The following is a 15,735-nucleotide window of genomic DNA, read 5'->3' as shown; positions in this document are numbered from 1 at the left end:
AGTTAGTAATCGCCTTCGGATTTAAGGTCCCGGGCCAGCAGCAGCGGTCCCAGTTCGTCAACGGACAATTTTCCGGCCAGGACGGCAACGACGGCCGCAGTGATGGGCATGTCGACGCCAAGCTTTCCGGCAAGTTCATGCACGGCCTGGCCCGACTTGATCCCTTCGGCCGTCTGGGTCATTTCCGCGGCCACCTGTTCGAGCGTCAACCCCTTGCCGAGGAGTCGTCCGGCGGTGTGGTTGCGGGACAGCGGCGAGGAGCACGTGGCCACCAGGTCCCCCAGTCCGGCCAGGCCTGCCATGGTCTGCGCCTCTCCTCCGAGGGCCAGCGCCAGCCGGGATGTCTCCGCAAGTCCGCGGGTGATGACCGAAGCCTTGGTGTTGTCGCCCATCCGCTTGCCTTCGCAGATGCCTACGGCCAGGGCAATGACGTTCTTGACGATGCCGCCGATTTCAACGCCGACGACGTCGGTGCTGGTGTAGGGGCGGAAGTACGGGGCGGTGCAGCTGCGGGCAATCCATGACGCCGCCTCGGCGTCCGAGCAGGCCACGACCGACGCCGTCGGTTCCTCCCGGGCAATTTCCATGGCAAGGTTCGGTCCGGACACCACGGCAACGCGGTCCGCCTTGATTCCCAGTTCCTCACAGATGACTTCGCTCATGCGGGCGTCCGAACTGAGTTCCAGCCCCTTCATCAGCGAGACCACCAGGGCGTCGGGAGAGATCAGGTGCCGCCACTCGCGCAGCTGCAGCCGAAGGGACTGGGCGGGAACGGCCAGAACCACAAGGTCTGCACCGGACAGCACGTCCGCGACGTCGGTGGAGGCGGTGATGCTGTGCGGGAGGTCAATCTCCTTGAGGTACTGCGGGTTGCGGTGGCGGGTGTTGATCTGCTCAACGACTTCGCTGCGGCGGCCCCAGAGGCGGATGTTCCGCTGAACGCCGGATGCCGTGGCGGCGTCGGCGAGGATCTTGGCAAAAGTGGTGCCCCAGGAGCCGGCTCCGAGGACGGCGACCAATTTCGCTGAGCCCGCTGCGGCCTGTTCCTGGGTCATTTGCCGCCCCGTTCGATGTTGCGTCCGTGTTTGCTCTGGTTGTGGGCGGCAGGGTCCCACCGTTCGGCGGGAGGCTGCTCCGACCGCAGCGTTCCCAGCAGCCCGGTGATGGCGTCCATGATGACGGCGGTGGCCGCCGTCAGCGTCGCCTTGTCTAGCGGCCGGCCCGCAAAAGCGCTGAGGTCCACGGGATCGCCCACCAGAACGCGGGATGTCCGGCGGGGAAACACGTGGAAGCGCTTGGCATAGCGGGGAAAGACCTGGTGGGCCCCCCAATGGGCCATGGGAACAACCGGAATACCGCTTTCCAGCGCCATCCGGGCGGCGCCGGTATGGCCCTTCATCGGCCACAGTTCCGGGTCCCGGGTCAGGGTGCCTTCCGGGTAGATGATGATCGCTCCGCCTTCGCCCACCACTTCCTTGGCGACGTTCAGCGAACGGTTGGCACCCGCCGTCGAACGCTCCACCGGGATCTGCTTGGTGGCGCGCAGCACGGCCCCGACGACCGGCACTTTGAAGAGGCCGCCCTTGGCGAGGAAGTGCGGCATCCGCTTCTGGTTGTAAAGCATGTGGCCGATCACCAGCGGGTCGATCTCGGTGCAGTGGTTGGGGGCAGCGATGAAGCCGCCTGCCGGAAGCTTTTCCAGCCCTTCCCACTTCTTGTTCATGAGCAGGTTCATCACGGGCCTGACGATCCCGGCGACGATGACAAAGGTGATGCGGCTCTTGGCCGTTTCCTTCACTGGAACCCCGTTACTTGGCTGAGGTGATGTCGAAATCGGCGCCCAGGCCGGCGAGCTTCTCGGTGAAGCGCTCGTAGCCGCGGTTGATGATGTCGATTCCGGTGACCCTGGATGTGCCGGTGGCGGCCAGGGCGGCAATGAGGTGGCTGAAGCCGCCCCGGAGGTCCGGGACGTCGATATCGGTGCCCTTGAGCTGCGTGGGGCCTGAGATGACGGCCGAGTGAAGGAAGTTGCGCTGGCCGAAGCGGCACGGCACACTGCCGAGGCATTCCCGGTGCACCTGGATGTTGGCACCCATCCGGAGGAGCGCGTCCGTGAAGCCGAAACGGTTCTCGTAGACGGTCTCGTGGACGATCGAGACGCCCTCGGCCTGGGTCAGGGCCACAACGAGCGGCTGCTGCCAGTCGGTCATGAATCCCGGGTGCACATCCGTTTCCAGGACGAGCGGGTTCAGTTTGCCGCCGCGGTGGTAGAAACGGATGCCGTCCTCGCCGATGTCCATGCCGCCGCCCACCTTGCGGTAGGTGTTCAGGAAGGTCATCATGTCGCGCTGGGACGCACCCTCGACAAAAATGTCTCCGCGCGTCACCAGCGCCGCTGATGCCCACGATGCGGATTCGTTGCGGTCCGAGAGTGCGCGGTGGTTGTAGCCGCCCAGGTCCCTCACGCCTTCGATCCGGATGGTGCGGTCAGTCTGGACGCTGATGATGGCGCCCATTTTCTGCAGCACGGCAATGAGGTCGATGATTTCCGGCTCCGTGGCCGCACCGGAGAGCTCGGTGATGCCTTCGGCCCGGGTGGCGCTGAGCAGGACCTGCTCGGTGGCACCCACTGACGGGTACGGCAGGGAGATCTTGGCCCCCTGCAGGCCTTTGGGTGCGGAAATGTGGATGCCGCCCGGACGCTTTTCGACGACGGCCCCGAACTGACGCAGGACGTTCAGGTGGTAGTCAATGGGGCGGTCGCCGATCTTGCAGCCGCCCAGGTCAGGAATGAAGGCCTCACCGATGGCGTGGATCAGCGGACCGCACAGCAGGATCGGGATCCTGGAGTCACCGGCGTGCGCGTCAATGGCGGTGCTGGACGCGGTCTTGGCGCCCTTCGGATCCAGGGTGAGGTCCCCGGTGACGGGGTCCTTTTCCACGGTGACGCCGTGGAGCTGGAGCAGGCTGGTGACAACCTCGACGTCCTTGATTTCAGGAACGTTGCGCAGCACGGACGGCTCGTTGCCCAGAAGGGCAGCCACCATGGCCTTGGGGACAAGATTCTTGGCCCCGCGAACGGTGACGCGGCCAGTCAGCGGGACGCCTCCGCGGATTGTCAGAACACTACTCATTTACCGGTTTCCTCACGACTACTCGCCCCCAAATCCTTAGAAAGGCTCCAGCTAAGCATAGGAGCTTGCGTTACCGATCTGAAATACGGCGCGCCCCCCGCAGGTGCAGCACAGGACCGGGAGCGGTCGCAACAGCGTCCGGGAGCGGGCCTGTGGCGTGACGCGTCCGTCCGGTAATACCGCCCTGCCTAGGACAGCCGCGCGGGGAGGGTTTTCGGCTTGAATGCGGGCCTGGTTGCCTCGTAGGCGGTGATGTCTTCCTCGTGCTGAAGGGTCAGCCCGATGTCGTCCAGGCCCTCCAGGAGGCGCCAGCGCGTGTAGTCGTCAATCTCGAACGGCGCCACCACGTTGCCGCAGATCACGGTCTTCGAAACGAGGTCCACCGTCACTTCGGTGCCGGGGGCGTTCTCCAGCACCTTCCAGATGAGCTCGATGTCATCCTGGGCCACTTCCGCTGCCAAAAGCCCCTGTTTGCCGGAGTTGCCGCGGAAAATGTCCGCGAACCGGGAGGACAGAACGGTCTTGAAGCCGTAGTCCTTCAATGCCCAGACGGCGTGCTCACGGGAGGACCCGGTGCCGAAATCGGGGCCGGCAACCAGCACGGAGCCGGCGTTGAACGGTTCCTGGTTGAGGATGAAGGCCGGGTCCTTGCGCCAGGCGGCGAAGAGGGCGTCCTCGAAGCCGGTACGGGTGATGCGCTTGAGGTAAACGGCGGGGATGATCTGGTCGGTGTCCACGTTGCTCTGGCGCAGCGGTACGCCGATCCCGGTGTGGGTGCTGAACTTTTCCATGGCGGATCCTTCGGTGCTGGTCGTTGCGTCGTCGAAACGGCGTCGACTGGTCGGCGTTATCTAGGCGGCGCTGGTGCGGAGGGCGGCGGACTCCGGTGCGGGGTCAAGGTCCGACGGGGAACTCAGCGTGCCGCGGACCGCCGTCGCTGCTGCCACGACCGGTGAGACGAGGTGCGTGCGTCCGCCCTTGCCCTGGCGTCCTTCAAAGTTGCGGTTGGACGTGGAGGCGCAGCGTTCGCCCGGCTCCAACTGGTCGGGGTTCATGCCCAGGCACATGGAGCAGCCCGCGAAGCGCCATTCGGCACCGAAGTCCTTGAAGACCTTGTCCAGGCCTTCCGCTTCCGCTTCCAGCCGGACCCGCGCGGATCCCGGTACAACGAGCATCCGGATGTTCGGGTCCTTGGTGCGGCCGCGAATGATGTCCGCGGCGGCGCGCAGGTCTTCCATCCGGGAGTTGGTGCAGGAGCCCAGGAAGACTGTGTCCACCCGGATCTCCTTCATCGGCGTTCCGGCTTCCAGTCCCATGTACTGCAGCGCCCGTTCGGCCGCTGCCTTGGCGTTTTCATCACCGAAGTCCTCAGGCGAGGGAACCTTCGAGGACAGCGAAACGCCCTGGCCGGGGTTGGTACCCCATGTCACAAAGGGTTCCAGGGTGTCGGCGTCCAGGTCCACCTCGACGTCGAACGTCGCGTCGTCTTCCGAGCGCAGGGTGTTCCAGTATTCGACGGCGGCGTCCCACTCCGCGCCCTGCGGCGCGTGCGGGCGTCCGTACATGTAGTCATAAGTGGTCTGGTCCGGGGCAACCAGGCCTGCGCGCGCACCGGCTTCGATGGACATGTTGCAGATGGTCATCCGGGCTTCCATGGACAGCGCGCGGATGGCTGAACCGCGGTATTCCAGGACGTAGCCCTGCCCGCCGCCCGTGCCGATCTTCGCGATGACGGCCAGGATGATGTCCTTCGCCGAAACACCGGGCCGGAGAGTCCCCTCGACGTTGATCGCCATGGTTTTGAACGGCTTCAGGGACAGCGTCTGGGTGGCCATGACATGTTCAACCTCGGAGGTGCCGATGCCCATGGCCAGTGCGCCAAAGGCTCCGTGCGTGGAGGTGTGCGAGTCGCCGCAGACCACGGTCATGCCCGGCTGGGTGAGCCCGAGCTGGGGCCCCACCACGTGGACGATGCCCTGCTCGGCGTCGCCCAGGGAATGCAGGCGGACGCCGAATTCCGCACAGTTGTTGCGCAGGGTCTGGATCTGCGTCCGGCTGGTGAGATCGGCGATAGGCTTATCGATGTCCAGCGTCGGGGTGTTGTGGTCCTCGGTGGCGATGGTGAGGTCCGGGCGGCGCAGTTGGCGGCCGGCCAGGCGGAGCCCCTCGAAGGCCTGCGGGGACGTGACTTCATGCACCAGGTGGAGGTCGATGTAGAGAAGGTCCGGCTGAGCGTTGGCACCTTCGCCGTCGCCTTTGCGCACCACGTGCGCGTCCCAGACTTTCTCGGCCAATGTCTTTGCCATGGCCATCTCCCTTCACTGCTGTTGGCTGTTTATATCCACTGAACCAGCAGGCCCGCGTAATACGCCAGCCAAATGATTTGCATCTCAGATATTGAGACGGCAATATCATTACATGGACAATTCTAGTGGAGTCGGTGTCATCGATAAAGCGGCCCATGTGCTTGACGCGCTTGAGGCCGGTCCCACCACTCTGGCGCAGCTGGTGGCTGCCACCGGTCTGGCGCGGCCGACTGTGCACAGGCTTGCCCTGGCCCTCGTTCACCACCGGCTTGTCAGCCGCGACATCCAGGGCCGGTTCGTGCTGGGCAGCCGCCTCGTGGAGCTCGCCTCCGCCGCTGGCGAGGACCGGCTGATCGCTTCCGCCGGGCCGGTGCTCATGCAGCTGCGCGACGCCACCGGCGAAAGCGCCCAGATCTTTCGCCGCCAGGGTGACTGGCGTGTGTGCGTAGCGTCAGCGGAGCGGCCCATCGGCCTCCGGGACACCATTCCGGTGGGCACCCAGCTCTCCATGAAGGCCGGCTCGGCCGCCCAGGTGCTGCTGGCTTGGGAGGATCACGACCGGCTCCTCGAAGGACTGCAGGCAGCGCGCTTCACACCCACTGTCCTGGCGGGAGTACGACGGCGGGGCTGGGGCCAGAGCCTCGGCGAACGCGAGCCGGGGGTCGCCTCCGTTTCGGCACCTGTGCGGGGTCCGTCCGGACGGGTTATTGCCGCTGTCTCAATTTCCGGTCCGATCGAGCGCCTGACGCGCCAGCCCGGCCGGCTGCACGCCGAAGTCGTCTGCAACGCTGCCCGGGTTCTTACCGAGGCACTCCGCAAAAACAACGACTGAACCGGCAGCGTCCTGCTGACGCGGCCTGCCGGCGGTCCACACTTGGCGCTCCCGCCACCTCACGTGGCACTAGGCTGTGCCCATGAACAGCTATGCGGTCTTTCTCCGCGGCATCAATGTGGGCGGCATCAACATCAAAATGGCAGACCTCAAAGCTGCCCTCGCGTCGCGCGGCTTCACGGGAGTGAGGACGCTTTTGGCAAGCGGCAACGTGGCACTGGCCAGCGATCTCGGTGCGGCAGCAGTCAAGAAGGACGTTGAAGCCTGCCTGCGTGAAGCCTTCGGTTATGACGCCTGGGTTGTGGTGCTCACCGCCGACAGGGTTGCCGATATCGTCGAGGCGTGCCCCTACCCGGCCGACGACAGGGCGACCCACACCTACATCACGCTCAGTTCGGACAAAGCCGTGCTGGACGAGCTGTTCGAGGCGGGTGAAGGGCTGGACGGCAATCGGCAGCACCGGCTGGGTCCGGAGGCCATGGCATGGCTTGCGCCCGCCGGCGGTACCCTGGACAGCCCGTTCAGCAAGCTCTCATCCAAGGCCCGCTACAAATCCAGCACCACCACCCGCAACCTTCGCACCATGATCAAGGTGCGCGACGCAACGACGGCCCTGCAGGACGGCTAGTCTCGCTCCGCTGACTTCAGGGCGGCGTTAAAGGACTTCAGCCTGCTGACCTCGACCTCCACCGGTTCAACCACGAGCCTGTCCGCCACCGCAGCCACAGCCGCATTGAGCTTCTTCCGCGCCGCTGCGGCACGCAGTCCGGCGGCCGCGCCGGCGATGAATTTCGCGGCGATGGCCAGGACAATGCCAAGCACCACTCCCCCGGCAATCATCAGGGTGGGAACAGGCCACCCTTCCACCCTGGGCACTTCCGGAACCGGCAGCTGGAGATAGCCGAGGCCTGCAAGGCCGCCAAGCCAGGCCAGCCCACCCAGGGCTGCCAGAAGCGCCAGCCACTGGACGACGTTGAATAGGCCCCACCACCACGATTTACGTCCGGCCAGCAGCTCGGTGCCCGCGATGGCCTGGTCCAGGGCGTCCGGCAACTGCTCCCGTCCTTCGCGTGCCGCGCCGCGGATAGCCGCCCGCCACGGGCCTGGAGCACCGATACTGGCTGCGTCCGCGAATTCCCGCACGGCCGCATCCGTCCTGGCGCGTTCAGGCGCACCCGCCGGCGGCAGCGATGTTCTGTTGACCTCGGCGTTGCCCCCTTCACGGCGAAGGTTCAGCCGCCGCAACGGGTCCGGGCGGAACCGGATCAGCCAGCGGGTAAGGGGCCAGCCGGTGCGCCGTGTGGATTCATGCCGGTACGACCGCGCCACGGCATCAACCACGAGCGGAACGTTGGCGGCCTCTGCAAGCTCTGCTGCGAGGCGCGTCCGTGTGCCGGCCCGGACTCCTGCCGCTTCCCCGGTTCCGGAGACCGCCGCCAGCTGAGCCGAGGCCTTGGAAACATCCGCCGCCAGCCGCTGGGACAATGCCTGCCGTTGTACCGCCACCTGGCGGATTGCCGCACGGACCTTGTCCACGCCGGTTCCCGTCAGGGCCGAGGCGCCCAGGACCTGGACTTTCCCCAGCCCGTCCCGGGCCAGAATAGCCTTGAGCGATTCCAGCACGGGCGCGACGTCCGGCGGCGGAAGCAGGTCAATCTGGTTGAGGACCACCAGGGTGACGGCTCCGTGCGAAGCCAGCGGCGCCAGGAAGTCGTTGTGAACTGCTGCATCCGCGTATTTCTGAGGGTCCAGCACCCACACAAGTACATCCACCAGTCCCACCATCCGCTGCACAATTTCCCGGTTGGCAGCCTTCGTCGAGTCGAAGTCGGGAAGGTCCAGCAGGATCAGGCCGGTGGACTCGTCGGCGAATCCCGGCACCGCTGTGGCATGGTGCCGCTGGTTAACCCCCAGCCAGTCCAGCAGCGGTTCGCTACCCTCCGTTCCCCAGACGCCTGCCAACGGTTCCGACGTCGTGGGACGGCGGGCTGCCGCCGTCGCGATCTCAGCGCCGCTGACCGCGTTGAAGAGCGAGGACTTGCCGCTGCCCGTGGCACCGAAGAACCCCACCACCGTGTGGTCCGAGGACAGTGACCGGCGCGAACTGGCGCGCTCGAGGACGTGCAGCACGTCATCGAGCGACTCTTCGGGAAGCACTCCGCCGGCAAGTTCCCGCGCGTCGTTCAGGGCTTCCAGCCGGGTGTGGAGCCGGGAGGCTTCCCTGGTCCCGCTGTGCCTACTCACGCGGTCTCCGCCAGCCGCTGAAGGGCACGGGCATGGCCGGCCAGCACGTCCGGCGACACGCCGGCGCTGAACTCCAGCCGTTCAAGGAAGCGCTGTTGTTCTTCCAGCAGCAACTTGTCGCACCGAGAATGCAGGTCCTCACGCGCGGTCCTTGCGAGGCGCCGCACGGCATCCTCGCCGAAGACGGCTTCCAGGAGCCGTTGACCCACGATAGCGGTACCGCCGGCCACACCGACCTCGAGTCCCGTGAGTCCGGCAGTCATGGAGAAAACGACGATCATGAGCGCGGCGCCGAGCCCGTTAACCCCAAAGGAAAGCCACCGCGCCTGTGTGCGCTTGCCTTGCCCCTCGGTGCGGATGAGCTCCATGAGCCCTGCCTGCCACGCCCGGATCTCTGCCGCGACCCTGTCCGGGAAGCCGGTGCTGGTGCCGGAAAGGTCATCGGTGCCCAGCAATTGCCGGCCTGCAGGGTCCGAGCGCCAGCGCTGGTCGGCATCCTCGGCCGCATTGGCGGCCTCGTCCATAATGACGGCCTGCAGCCCGGTTTCGATGGCTGTTTCAACCTTGACCGCCGGGGCAGGCTCTCCCCGGAAAAACGCACCTACGCGGTCCCGCATGCGCCAAATGTTTTGTTCCAGGACCCGGAAGAATTCGCCGGTGCCCACGAAGTCCTGCCACCTGGCAAGGACTTCGCCGCGCAGGAGGGCTCCGTCCCGGGTGGCCTCCAAAATCCGCACCGCAGCATCCTGATAGGCCGTGCGGGCATCCCTGGCCAGCACTTCCGCAGCCTGCTGCTGCTCCTGCGAAGCCCGGGCGAGGGCCGCGACCCGCCCGCTGAGCGTGCGCACTGCGCCGTTCAGCGTCCGGCGGGCAATCTCAGCCCGCCCGGCCGCATCCTCCGCCAGTTCGCGGAGCCACCGTCCCAGGGGTTCCACAGCTTGGGGTGGCAGCATTCCGAGGCGGTCAAGGGCAACCTCCTGCACAATGAACAGCCGCGCTGCGCCGAGGCCCTCCTGCTGGAGCATCGCCCGCAGGTCCGTGCTCACCTCCGCCTCAGCGGCAGGGGGCACGCGGTCCAGGACCACGGCCACCATGATGTCCCTGGCAGCGGCATCGAGCAGCAGCTTCCAGGGGACGGCGTCAGCATAGCGGTTGGCTGTCGTGACGAATACCCAGAGGTCGGCCGCCGCGAGCAACTGGCCTGCGAGCTTCCGGTTGTCATCCGATACTGAGTCGACGTCCGGAGCATCCAGCAGCGCTATGCCTTCCGGCACCGCAGGATGCCCCACGAGCACAAGGGACGATGTTGAGGCGGCATCCGGTGCAGCCCCTGCACGGTTGGCTGGAACCGGCGTGTCCACCACAACACCCCGGACCCGGCTCAGGCTCGGCAGCACACGCTGGTCTTCGAACCAGCTGGCATCGGCCGGGTTGTGAAGGAGGATCGGCTGCCTCGTGGTTGGACGGATAGCCCCCGCCCTCGTGACAGGGTGGCCCACCAGGGCATTGACGAGGGTGGATTTCCCGGCACCGGTGGATCCGCCCACCACCGCCAGCAGCGGAGCGTCCAAGCTGCGGAAGCGCGGGAGGATGTAGTCATCGAGCTGCGACAGCGCGTTCCTGATATCGAGTCGGGCGGTGTCCGCGCCCGGCAGTGCGAGGGGCAGCTCGGCCGCGAAGAGATCGCCGCGAACAGCTTCGAGCAGTTCCACGGCGGCAGCAGCCCGTGAGTTCGAAGCGGGAGCGCCCGGGGGCGAACTCTCAGATGGGGACGTCACAGCTTCATCATGCCAGTTCGGTTACCGTCCGGCGTGTGCATCCCGCCGGGAAATCCCCGCCGGGAAGTCAACTCCCCCTCGCGACTCCGGGGGAAAGGACCGTTCGACGGGGATTTGTCGCGGAAGGTACCATGCAAAACAAAACGGCCCCGGGCTGTTGCCCGGGACCGTTTCAATGGTGACCCCAGCGGGATTCGAACCCGCGTTACCGCCGTGAGAGGGCAGCGTACTAGGCCGCTATACGATGGGGCCGCGTACTTCCGGATAGCATTTCTGCCATCAGGCTCAGTGATTGTTTCACACACAGAGCCGGTGTTTCAAATCGGCTAAACCGGCTTGAAACCCTGATCCGCTGCACCGAAGTGCCGCTTATTCAGAGCTGGGATACCAGGACTCGAACCTAGAATGACGGTACCAGAAACCGTAGTGTTGCCAATTACACCATATCCCAATGACGCTTTCGGGCCGGAGAATCAGGTCTAAACCTTCGCTCCGAGCGCCTCAGCACGAGTAATTACTTTACCCGAGAGTTTTGGCTGGCACAAATCGAGGCGTCCCGCCCCGCCAGCGAGGACGCGGGGCGGCTGAAACACCGCCCGACTGGGCGCGCAGCCGAGAAATTCCTTGCAAATCCGGGCCAGGCAAGTTTACGCTCGGTAAGTTACTAGCCAGTAACCAAGGGTTTCCGCCCTGCCCGACCGGCAGCTTTCAGCCCGGCCCAGCATGTTAGCTGCGTCACGGTCGGGAGCGCCAGGGGACACTGCTCCCGCCAGGACCGTCGAGAGGAATCTTCCGTGCCACAGAGTCGTGCCGCCGCTCCCCCGAGCACCCGTTCACAACAGGTTGCCATAACGATCCTTGCCTTGCTCCTCATTGCACTGTTGGGCTTTTACACAATGGTCACCGGACGCATTACCGACGGATCGGCCCGCCTCAAGGACGGGGCAGGCCAGGCCTCGGCCGGTGCCGACCAGGTCAAAGTCGGTGCCGCAAAATTGTCCGAGGGTGCTGCACTGGCAGACTCGGGCGCTGGAGACCTCTCAGCTGGGGCCGAAAAGATCCATGCCGGCATCAGCAAGCGGCTCGCTCCCGGCGCGGACCAGCTGCAGGCTGGGGCCGAAAGGCTGGCATCCGGAGCGGCCCGGATCGAAACGGACGTCAGCAACAAGCTCGCCCCCGGCGTGTACAAAGTTGATGACGGTGCCCGCAGACTGGCCACCGGAGCGGCGCAGCTCTCTGCAGCCCTGACTCCTACACCCGGCGGCACCGGGGAGAACAATCTGGCCGACGGCGCCACACAGCTCGCCGGCGGTGCCGGCAGGCTGGACGCAGGCGCAGGCCAGCTCGCTGCCGGGACAGATCAGCTCAAAGGCTACCGCGGGACCAACGGCAATCCGGAAGCGGGTACTGGCACCGCTGCCCTGGCCCAGGCCCTTGACCTGCTGCAGGCCGCCGCCGAAGACCCCGTCCGGGGGCTTGCGCCGCTGTCCCTCGTGAAGGACAAAATTGCACAAATCACCGCTGGCGCCCACAGGCTCGACGCCGGAGCAGGACAGCTCCAGTCCGGCGCCTCACGGCTCCACGAAGGCACCGGGGAATTGAAGGCGGGTGCCGGCAAGCTGGCCGCCGGCTTCACCACCCTCAGCGGCAGGCTCAACAGCCAGGACCCGGCGAACCCCGGGATTGTCCTCGGCACGCAGCTCCTGGCAGACGGCACCGCCAAACTCAGGGTGGGGATGGACGGCGTGCCCGGAAACCCCGAACGCCCGGGCCTGCTCAGGGCGAGTGCCGGGATGACCGAAGGCTCCGCCCGGCTTGCCGCCGGGACTGTGGCCCTGAATACCGGCATCCAGGGCCACCCTGGTGATCCCGCCAACCCCGGGCTGCTCAGCGGCTCCGAGGTCCTGGCCGCCGGAGCCTCCGCACTCGCGGAGGGCAACAACAAGCTCGCCTCCGGGTCGACGCAGCTGGCCGCAGGGGCCGGCAAGCTGGCGGAAGGGAACGCGAAGGTGGCGGCTGGGACGGACACGCTGCACTCGAGCGCTGCAGCGGTCTCCCCGTCGGACATGGCGGGGCAGCCCGACGCCGGAACGGCCGTCGGCATGGTGGGGGCGCTTGGACTCGGTTCCGTTGGCGTCTTTGTGGCGTTGCGCAAAAGTCGGCCGCGTGGGGCATCCGCCTAATGCCGGCCGCCGGCCCTAGCCCAGCAGGTCCGCCAGCGAACCTATCTGATGACCGGCGAAAGCAGACTCGGTTTCACCGGTGCGGTTCAGCCAGACGCCCAGCAGGCCAGCCGCCGTCGAACCTTCCGCGTCAAGCAGCCGGTTATCACCCACATAGAGCGTCTCGGCCGCACTGCTGCCCAGGAGGCGGACCCCCTCAAGGTAAATGGCAGGATCCGGTTTGGGCACCCCCACCGTGTCCGTTCCCACCAGGACCCTGATGCGCTGCAACCCCGCGGTATCGAGCTTCACGCGTTGGTAGTCGTGGACATTGTTGCTCACGGCGCCGTAGGGAATCCCGGCGGCGTCAAGGGCATCCAGGACCGGCGCAACGTCCTCGAACGCGCGGACGTAGCCGTGCTGCAGGGCAGCGTACGACGTAACCCAGGCATGCGACTCCTCACCCTCCTCGAGCTCCACGCCGAAGTGGCCCAGGGCGGCCCGGCCGCGGAGCAGCCGCTGCTCGTTGAAGGTCAGCTCGCCGGCAAGGTAGCGGTCGTAGAAATGTGTGGTCTCATGCGTGAAAATCCGCCCGAACTTCTCCCACCCGGCCTGGTCCAGGCCGGGCAGGAGGTGTTCGCTGACGTCACGCAGCGCGGTGGTCATAGCAAATTCAAGGTCCACCAGGGTGTCGTCGATATCGAACAGCACACCCCTGATGACACCAAAACCCGTGTGCAGGACACCGCCGCCGTCACCGCGCATGGCAGTCATCAGCCGCGGAAAGCGCGCAGGCGGGCCAGCGACGAGGCCTTGCCCAGGATGACCATGGATTCAAAGAGCGGCGGGGAAATCCGCCGCCCGGAGACGGCCGTGCGGACGGGACCGAAGGCCAGCCTCGGCTTCATGCCCAGATCCTCGACCAGGGCCTGCTTCAGCGCCGTCTGGATGTTCTCGGCGTTCCAGTCCGTGACGGCGTCCAGCGCAGCGATCGCGGCGTCCAGGACCTCGGCGAGGTTTTCCGGCAGCCCCTTGCGGGCATCGTCCGCCACGTCGATGGCGTCGTCGTTCTTGAACAGGAAGGAAATCATCTCGGGCGCTTCGCCCAGCAGTGCAATCCGCTCCTGGATCAGCGGGGCGGCCTCCGCGAGGATCTCCTCCTCGCGCGCGGTCAGGGTGTCCCCCACCAGGTTTGCTGCGTGCAGGTACGGGACCAGGCGGCCCCTGAAGTCGTCCGCTGCGAGCATCCGGATGTGGGTCCCGTTGATGGCCTCGGCCTTCTTGATGTCGAAGCGCGCCGGGTTAGCCAGGACGTCGTGGACGTCGAAGTTCTCGATGAGCTGTTCCACCGTGAAAATATCCTCATCGGCGGACAGGCTCCAGCCCAGCAGCGAGAGGTAGTTGAGCAGGCCCTCGGGGATGAAGCCGCGGTCCCGGAGCAGGAACAGGTTGGACTGCGGATCGCGCTTGGAGAGCTTCTTGTTGCCCTCGCCCATGACGTAGGGAAGGTGTCCGAACACGGGCATGTAGCTGGCGACACCAATGTCCATGAGCGCGCGGATCAGCACCACCTGGCGGGGGGTGGAGGAGAGCAGGTCCTCGCCGCGCAGCACGTGGGTGATTCCCATCAGGGCGTCATCAACCGGGTTGACCAGGGTGTAGAGCGGGGAACCGTCAGCGCGGACAATCACGTAGTCCGGGATACTGCCGGCCTTGAACGTGATTTCGCCGCGGACCATGTCGGTGAACGTGACGTCCTCGTCAGGCATGCGGACCCGGAGCACGGGTTCGCGGCCCTCGGCTTTGAAAGCGGCAACCTGCTCGGCACTGAGGTTTCGGTCGAAGTTGTCGTAGCCGAGCTTGGGGTCGCGGCCTGCGGCGCGGTGACGCGCCTCCACTTCGTCCGGTGAGGAGTAGCACTCGTAGGCGTAGCCGGCCGCCAGGAGCTTGGCCACCACGTCCTTGTAGAGATCCAGACGCTGTGACTGGCGGTAGGGCTCGTGCGGGCCACCCGTTTCCACGCCTTCTTCCCAGGAGATGCCCAGCCATTTCAGGGCCTCAAGCAGCTGCTCGTAGCTTTCTTCGGAGTCGCGTGCCGCATCCGTGTCCTCGATACGGAAGACGAAAGTTCCCTGGGTGTGCCGGGCGTAGGCCCAGTTGAACAGCGCCGTCCGGATCAGGCCCACGTGCGGGGTACCGGTGGGCGACGGGCAAAAGCGCACCCGGACCGGGGTTTCGGGGGTGACGGCAGGGCTGGAGACGGCGTTGGACACAGAAGGAGTAGTCATAGTGACTCCAACTTTACCGCCTGCCCGGGGGCGCCGGCCCGCCACCGATCCGCCGCCGGATGCGCTGCAGATACGGAAAAGCCGTCCCGGGGATTCCCGGGACGGCTGCCCGCATCAGTGCGGTTTAGTGGCTAGCGCCGGACGATCGGGTTGGAGAGGCGTCCGATGCCTTCGATCTCGACCTCAAAGCGGTCACCGGCCGCGACCAGGCCCACCCCTGCCGGCGTGCCGGTCATGATCACGTCGCCAGGAAGTAGCGTGAAGGCCTGCGACACGACGGAGACGAGTTCGCGCACGCCCCGGATCATCTGGCTGGTGCTGCCGTCCTGGCGAAGTTCACCGTTGAGCCGTCCCTGGATCCGGAGGTCCTCAGTATCCAGTTCGGTCTCGATCCACGGGCCCAGCGGAGCAGAGGTGTCAAAGCCCTTGGCACGCGCCCACTGCAGGTCCGTCTTCTGGACGTCACGGGCGGTCAGGTCGTTGCCGCAGGTGTAACCAAAGATGACGTCGTCGACGCGGTCCTCGGGAACGTCCTTGCAGATCCTTCCGATAACCACGCACAGCTCAGCCTCGAAGGACACCTCGTCCGAGAATTCCGGCAGCACAACGGGATCGTTGGGTCCTACGACCGACGTGTTCGGCTTCAGGAACAGGAGTGGCTGCTGCGGCACGTCGTTGCCCAGTTCCTTGGCGTGCTCAACGAAGTTTCTTCCGACGCCCACAACTTTGCTGCGCGGGATGATGGGGGCCAGCAGCCGCACATCCTCCAGCTTGTACTTGACGGTGCTGCGTTCAACGCCGTTAAAGAAGGGGTCACCCTTGATGACAGTGACTTCCTCACTGCCGGGCTCGCCTTCAACAACGCCGTAGAGGGGATCGGAATCAGCTACAAAACGGGCAATACGCATGGTTCCTAGCGTACAGTCTCCGCTCAGTCGTCCCGGCGAGGGCGATGCCGAACCGGGATCCGCACGGGCACCGCAGCAGGACC

General features: G+C 66.0%; 13 protein-coding genes and 2 tRNA genes. 3 read left to right on the top strand and 12 right to left on the bottom strand.

The features are described 5' to 3' along the window. Positions 1 to 2: 2 nt before the first annotated feature. The 5 genes from J2805_RS11585 to leuC all read right to left on the bottom strand — a co-directional run bounded on the left by J2805_RS11585 (position 3) and on the right by leuC (position 5,440). Entirely contained in the window at positions 3 to 1,055 is a 1,053-nt protein-coding gene (locus J2805_RS11585) for an NAD(P)H-dependent glycerol-3-phosphate dehydrogenase (protein ID WP_309976211.1), read from the bottom strand. Next, positions 1,052 to 1,798, bottom strand: a complete 747-nt coding sequence (locus J2805_RS11580) for a lysophospholipid acyltransferase family protein (RefSeq protein WP_309976209.1) — start codon at positions 1,796 to 1,798, stop codon at positions 1,052 to 1,054. The genes J2805_RS11585 and J2805_RS11580 overlap by 4 nt, the downstream gene beginning before the upstream one ends. Before the next feature lie 10 nt (positions 1,799 to 1,808). Continuing rightward, a complete protein-coding gene (murA, locus tag J2805_RS11575; protein WP_309976207.1) occupies positions 1,809 to 3,134 on the bottom strand; it encodes a UDP-N-acetylglucosamine 1-carboxyvinyltransferase in 1,326 nt (441 codons plus the stop codon). A 188-nt stretch (positions 3,135 to 3,322) separates the two neighbouring features. Next, positions 3,323 to 3,925 (bottom strand): 3-isopropylmalate dehydratase small subunit, encoded by a 603-nt coding sequence (leuD, locus tag J2805_RS11570; protein WP_309976205.1) that lies wholly within the window; start codon positions 3,923 to 3,925, stop codon positions 3,323 to 3,325. 60 nt (positions 3,926 to 3,985) lie between these two features. Further along, positions 3,986 to 5,440, bottom strand: coding sequence for a 3-isopropylmalate dehydratase large subunit (gene leuC, locus J2805_RS11565; protein WP_309976203.1), 1,455 nt, complete (start codon positions 5,438 to 5,440; stop codon positions 3,986 to 3,988). 112 nt (positions 5,441 to 5,552) lie between these two features. Between leuC and J2805_RS11560 the strand changes: the two genes are divergently transcribed. Both J2805_RS11560 and J2805_RS11555 read left to right on the top strand, forming a co-directional pair. Then, on the top strand, positions 5,553 to 6,272 hold the full coding sequence (locus tag J2805_RS11560; RefSeq protein ID WP_011692361.1) for an IclR family transcriptional regulator: 720 nt from the start codon (positions 5,553 to 5,555) through the stop codon (positions 6,270 to 6,272). Positions 6,273 to 6,354: 82 nt separating this feature from the next. Continuing rightward, positions 6,355 to 6,900 carry a DUF1697 domain-containing protein gene (locus J2805_RS11555; protein ID WP_309976200.1) on the top strand — a complete coding sequence of 182 codons (546 nt, stop codon included), beginning with the start codon at positions 6,355 to 6,357 and terminating at the stop codon, positions 6,898 to 6,900. Here the strand turns inward: J2805_RS11555 and J2805_RS11550 are convergent. The 4 genes from J2805_RS11550 to J2805_RS11535 all read right to left on the bottom strand — a co-directional run bounded on the left by J2805_RS11550 (position 6,897) and on the right by J2805_RS11535 (position 10,745). Then, positions 6,897 to 8,516 carry a GTPase gene (locus tag J2805_RS11550; RefSeq protein WP_309976198.1) on the bottom strand — a complete coding sequence of 540 codons (1,620 nt, stop codon included), beginning with the start codon at positions 8,514 to 8,516 and terminating at the stop codon, positions 6,897 to 6,899. The two genes, J2805_RS11555 and J2805_RS11550, sit on opposite strands and share 4 nt — an antisense overlap. Continuing rightward, on the bottom strand, positions 8,513 to 10,294 hold the full coding sequence (locus tag J2805_RS11545; protein WP_309976196.1) for a dynamin family protein: 1,782 nt from the start codon (positions 10,292 to 10,294) through the stop codon (positions 8,513 to 8,515). Before J2805_RS11545 ends, J2805_RS11550 begins: the two co-directional genes overlap by 4 nt. A gap of 176 nt (positions 10,295 to 10,470) precedes the next feature. Next, positions 10,471 to 10,546, bottom strand: a tRNA-Glu gene (locus tag J2805_RS11540). A gap of 127 nt (positions 10,547 to 10,673) precedes the next feature. Next, positions 10,674 to 10,745 (bottom strand) — tRNA-Gln (locus tag J2805_RS11535). 343 nt (positions 10,746 to 11,088) lie between these two features. Between J2805_RS11535 and J2805_RS11530 the strand changes: the two genes are divergently transcribed. Then, positions 11,089 to 12,477: a hypothetical protein gene (locus J2805_RS11530; RefSeq protein ID WP_309976195.1), complete on the top strand. Its 1,389-nt coding sequence runs from the start codon at positions 11,089 to 11,091 to the stop codon at positions 12,475 to 12,477. 15 nt (positions 12,478 to 12,492) lie between these two features. On the opposite strand, the gene J2805_RS11525 is transcribed toward J2805_RS11530, so the two are convergent. The 3 genes from J2805_RS11525 to J2805_RS11515 all read right to left on the bottom strand — a co-directional run bounded on the left by J2805_RS11525 (position 12,493) and on the right by J2805_RS11515 (position 15,652). Continuing rightward, entirely contained in the window at positions 12,493 to 13,230 is a 738-nt protein-coding gene (locus J2805_RS11525) for an HAD family hydrolase (protein ID WP_309976193.1), read from the bottom strand. Beyond that, positions 13,230 to 14,744, bottom strand: coding sequence for a glutamate--tRNA ligase (gltX, locus tag J2805_RS11520; protein ID WP_309976192.1), 1,515 nt, complete (start codon positions 14,742 to 14,744; stop codon positions 13,230 to 13,232). Before gltX ends, J2805_RS11525 begins: the two co-directional genes overlap by 1 nt. Before the next feature lie 131 nt (positions 14,745 to 14,875). Beyond that, positions 14,876 to 15,652, bottom strand: coding sequence for a fumarylacetoacetate hydrolase family protein (locus J2805_RS11515; RefSeq protein WP_309976190.1), 777 nt, complete (start codon positions 15,650 to 15,652; stop codon positions 14,876 to 14,878). Positions 15,653 to 15,735 lie beyond the last annotated feature (83 nt).

The organism is Arthrobacter oryzae (assembly GCF_031454875.1).
In the GTDB taxonomy this organism is placed as follows: Bacteria; Actinomycetota; Actinomycetes; order Actinomycetales; family Micrococcaceae; genus Arthrobacter; species Arthrobacter oryzae_D.
This window is presented reverse-complemented; position numbering and strand designations above follow the sequence as displayed.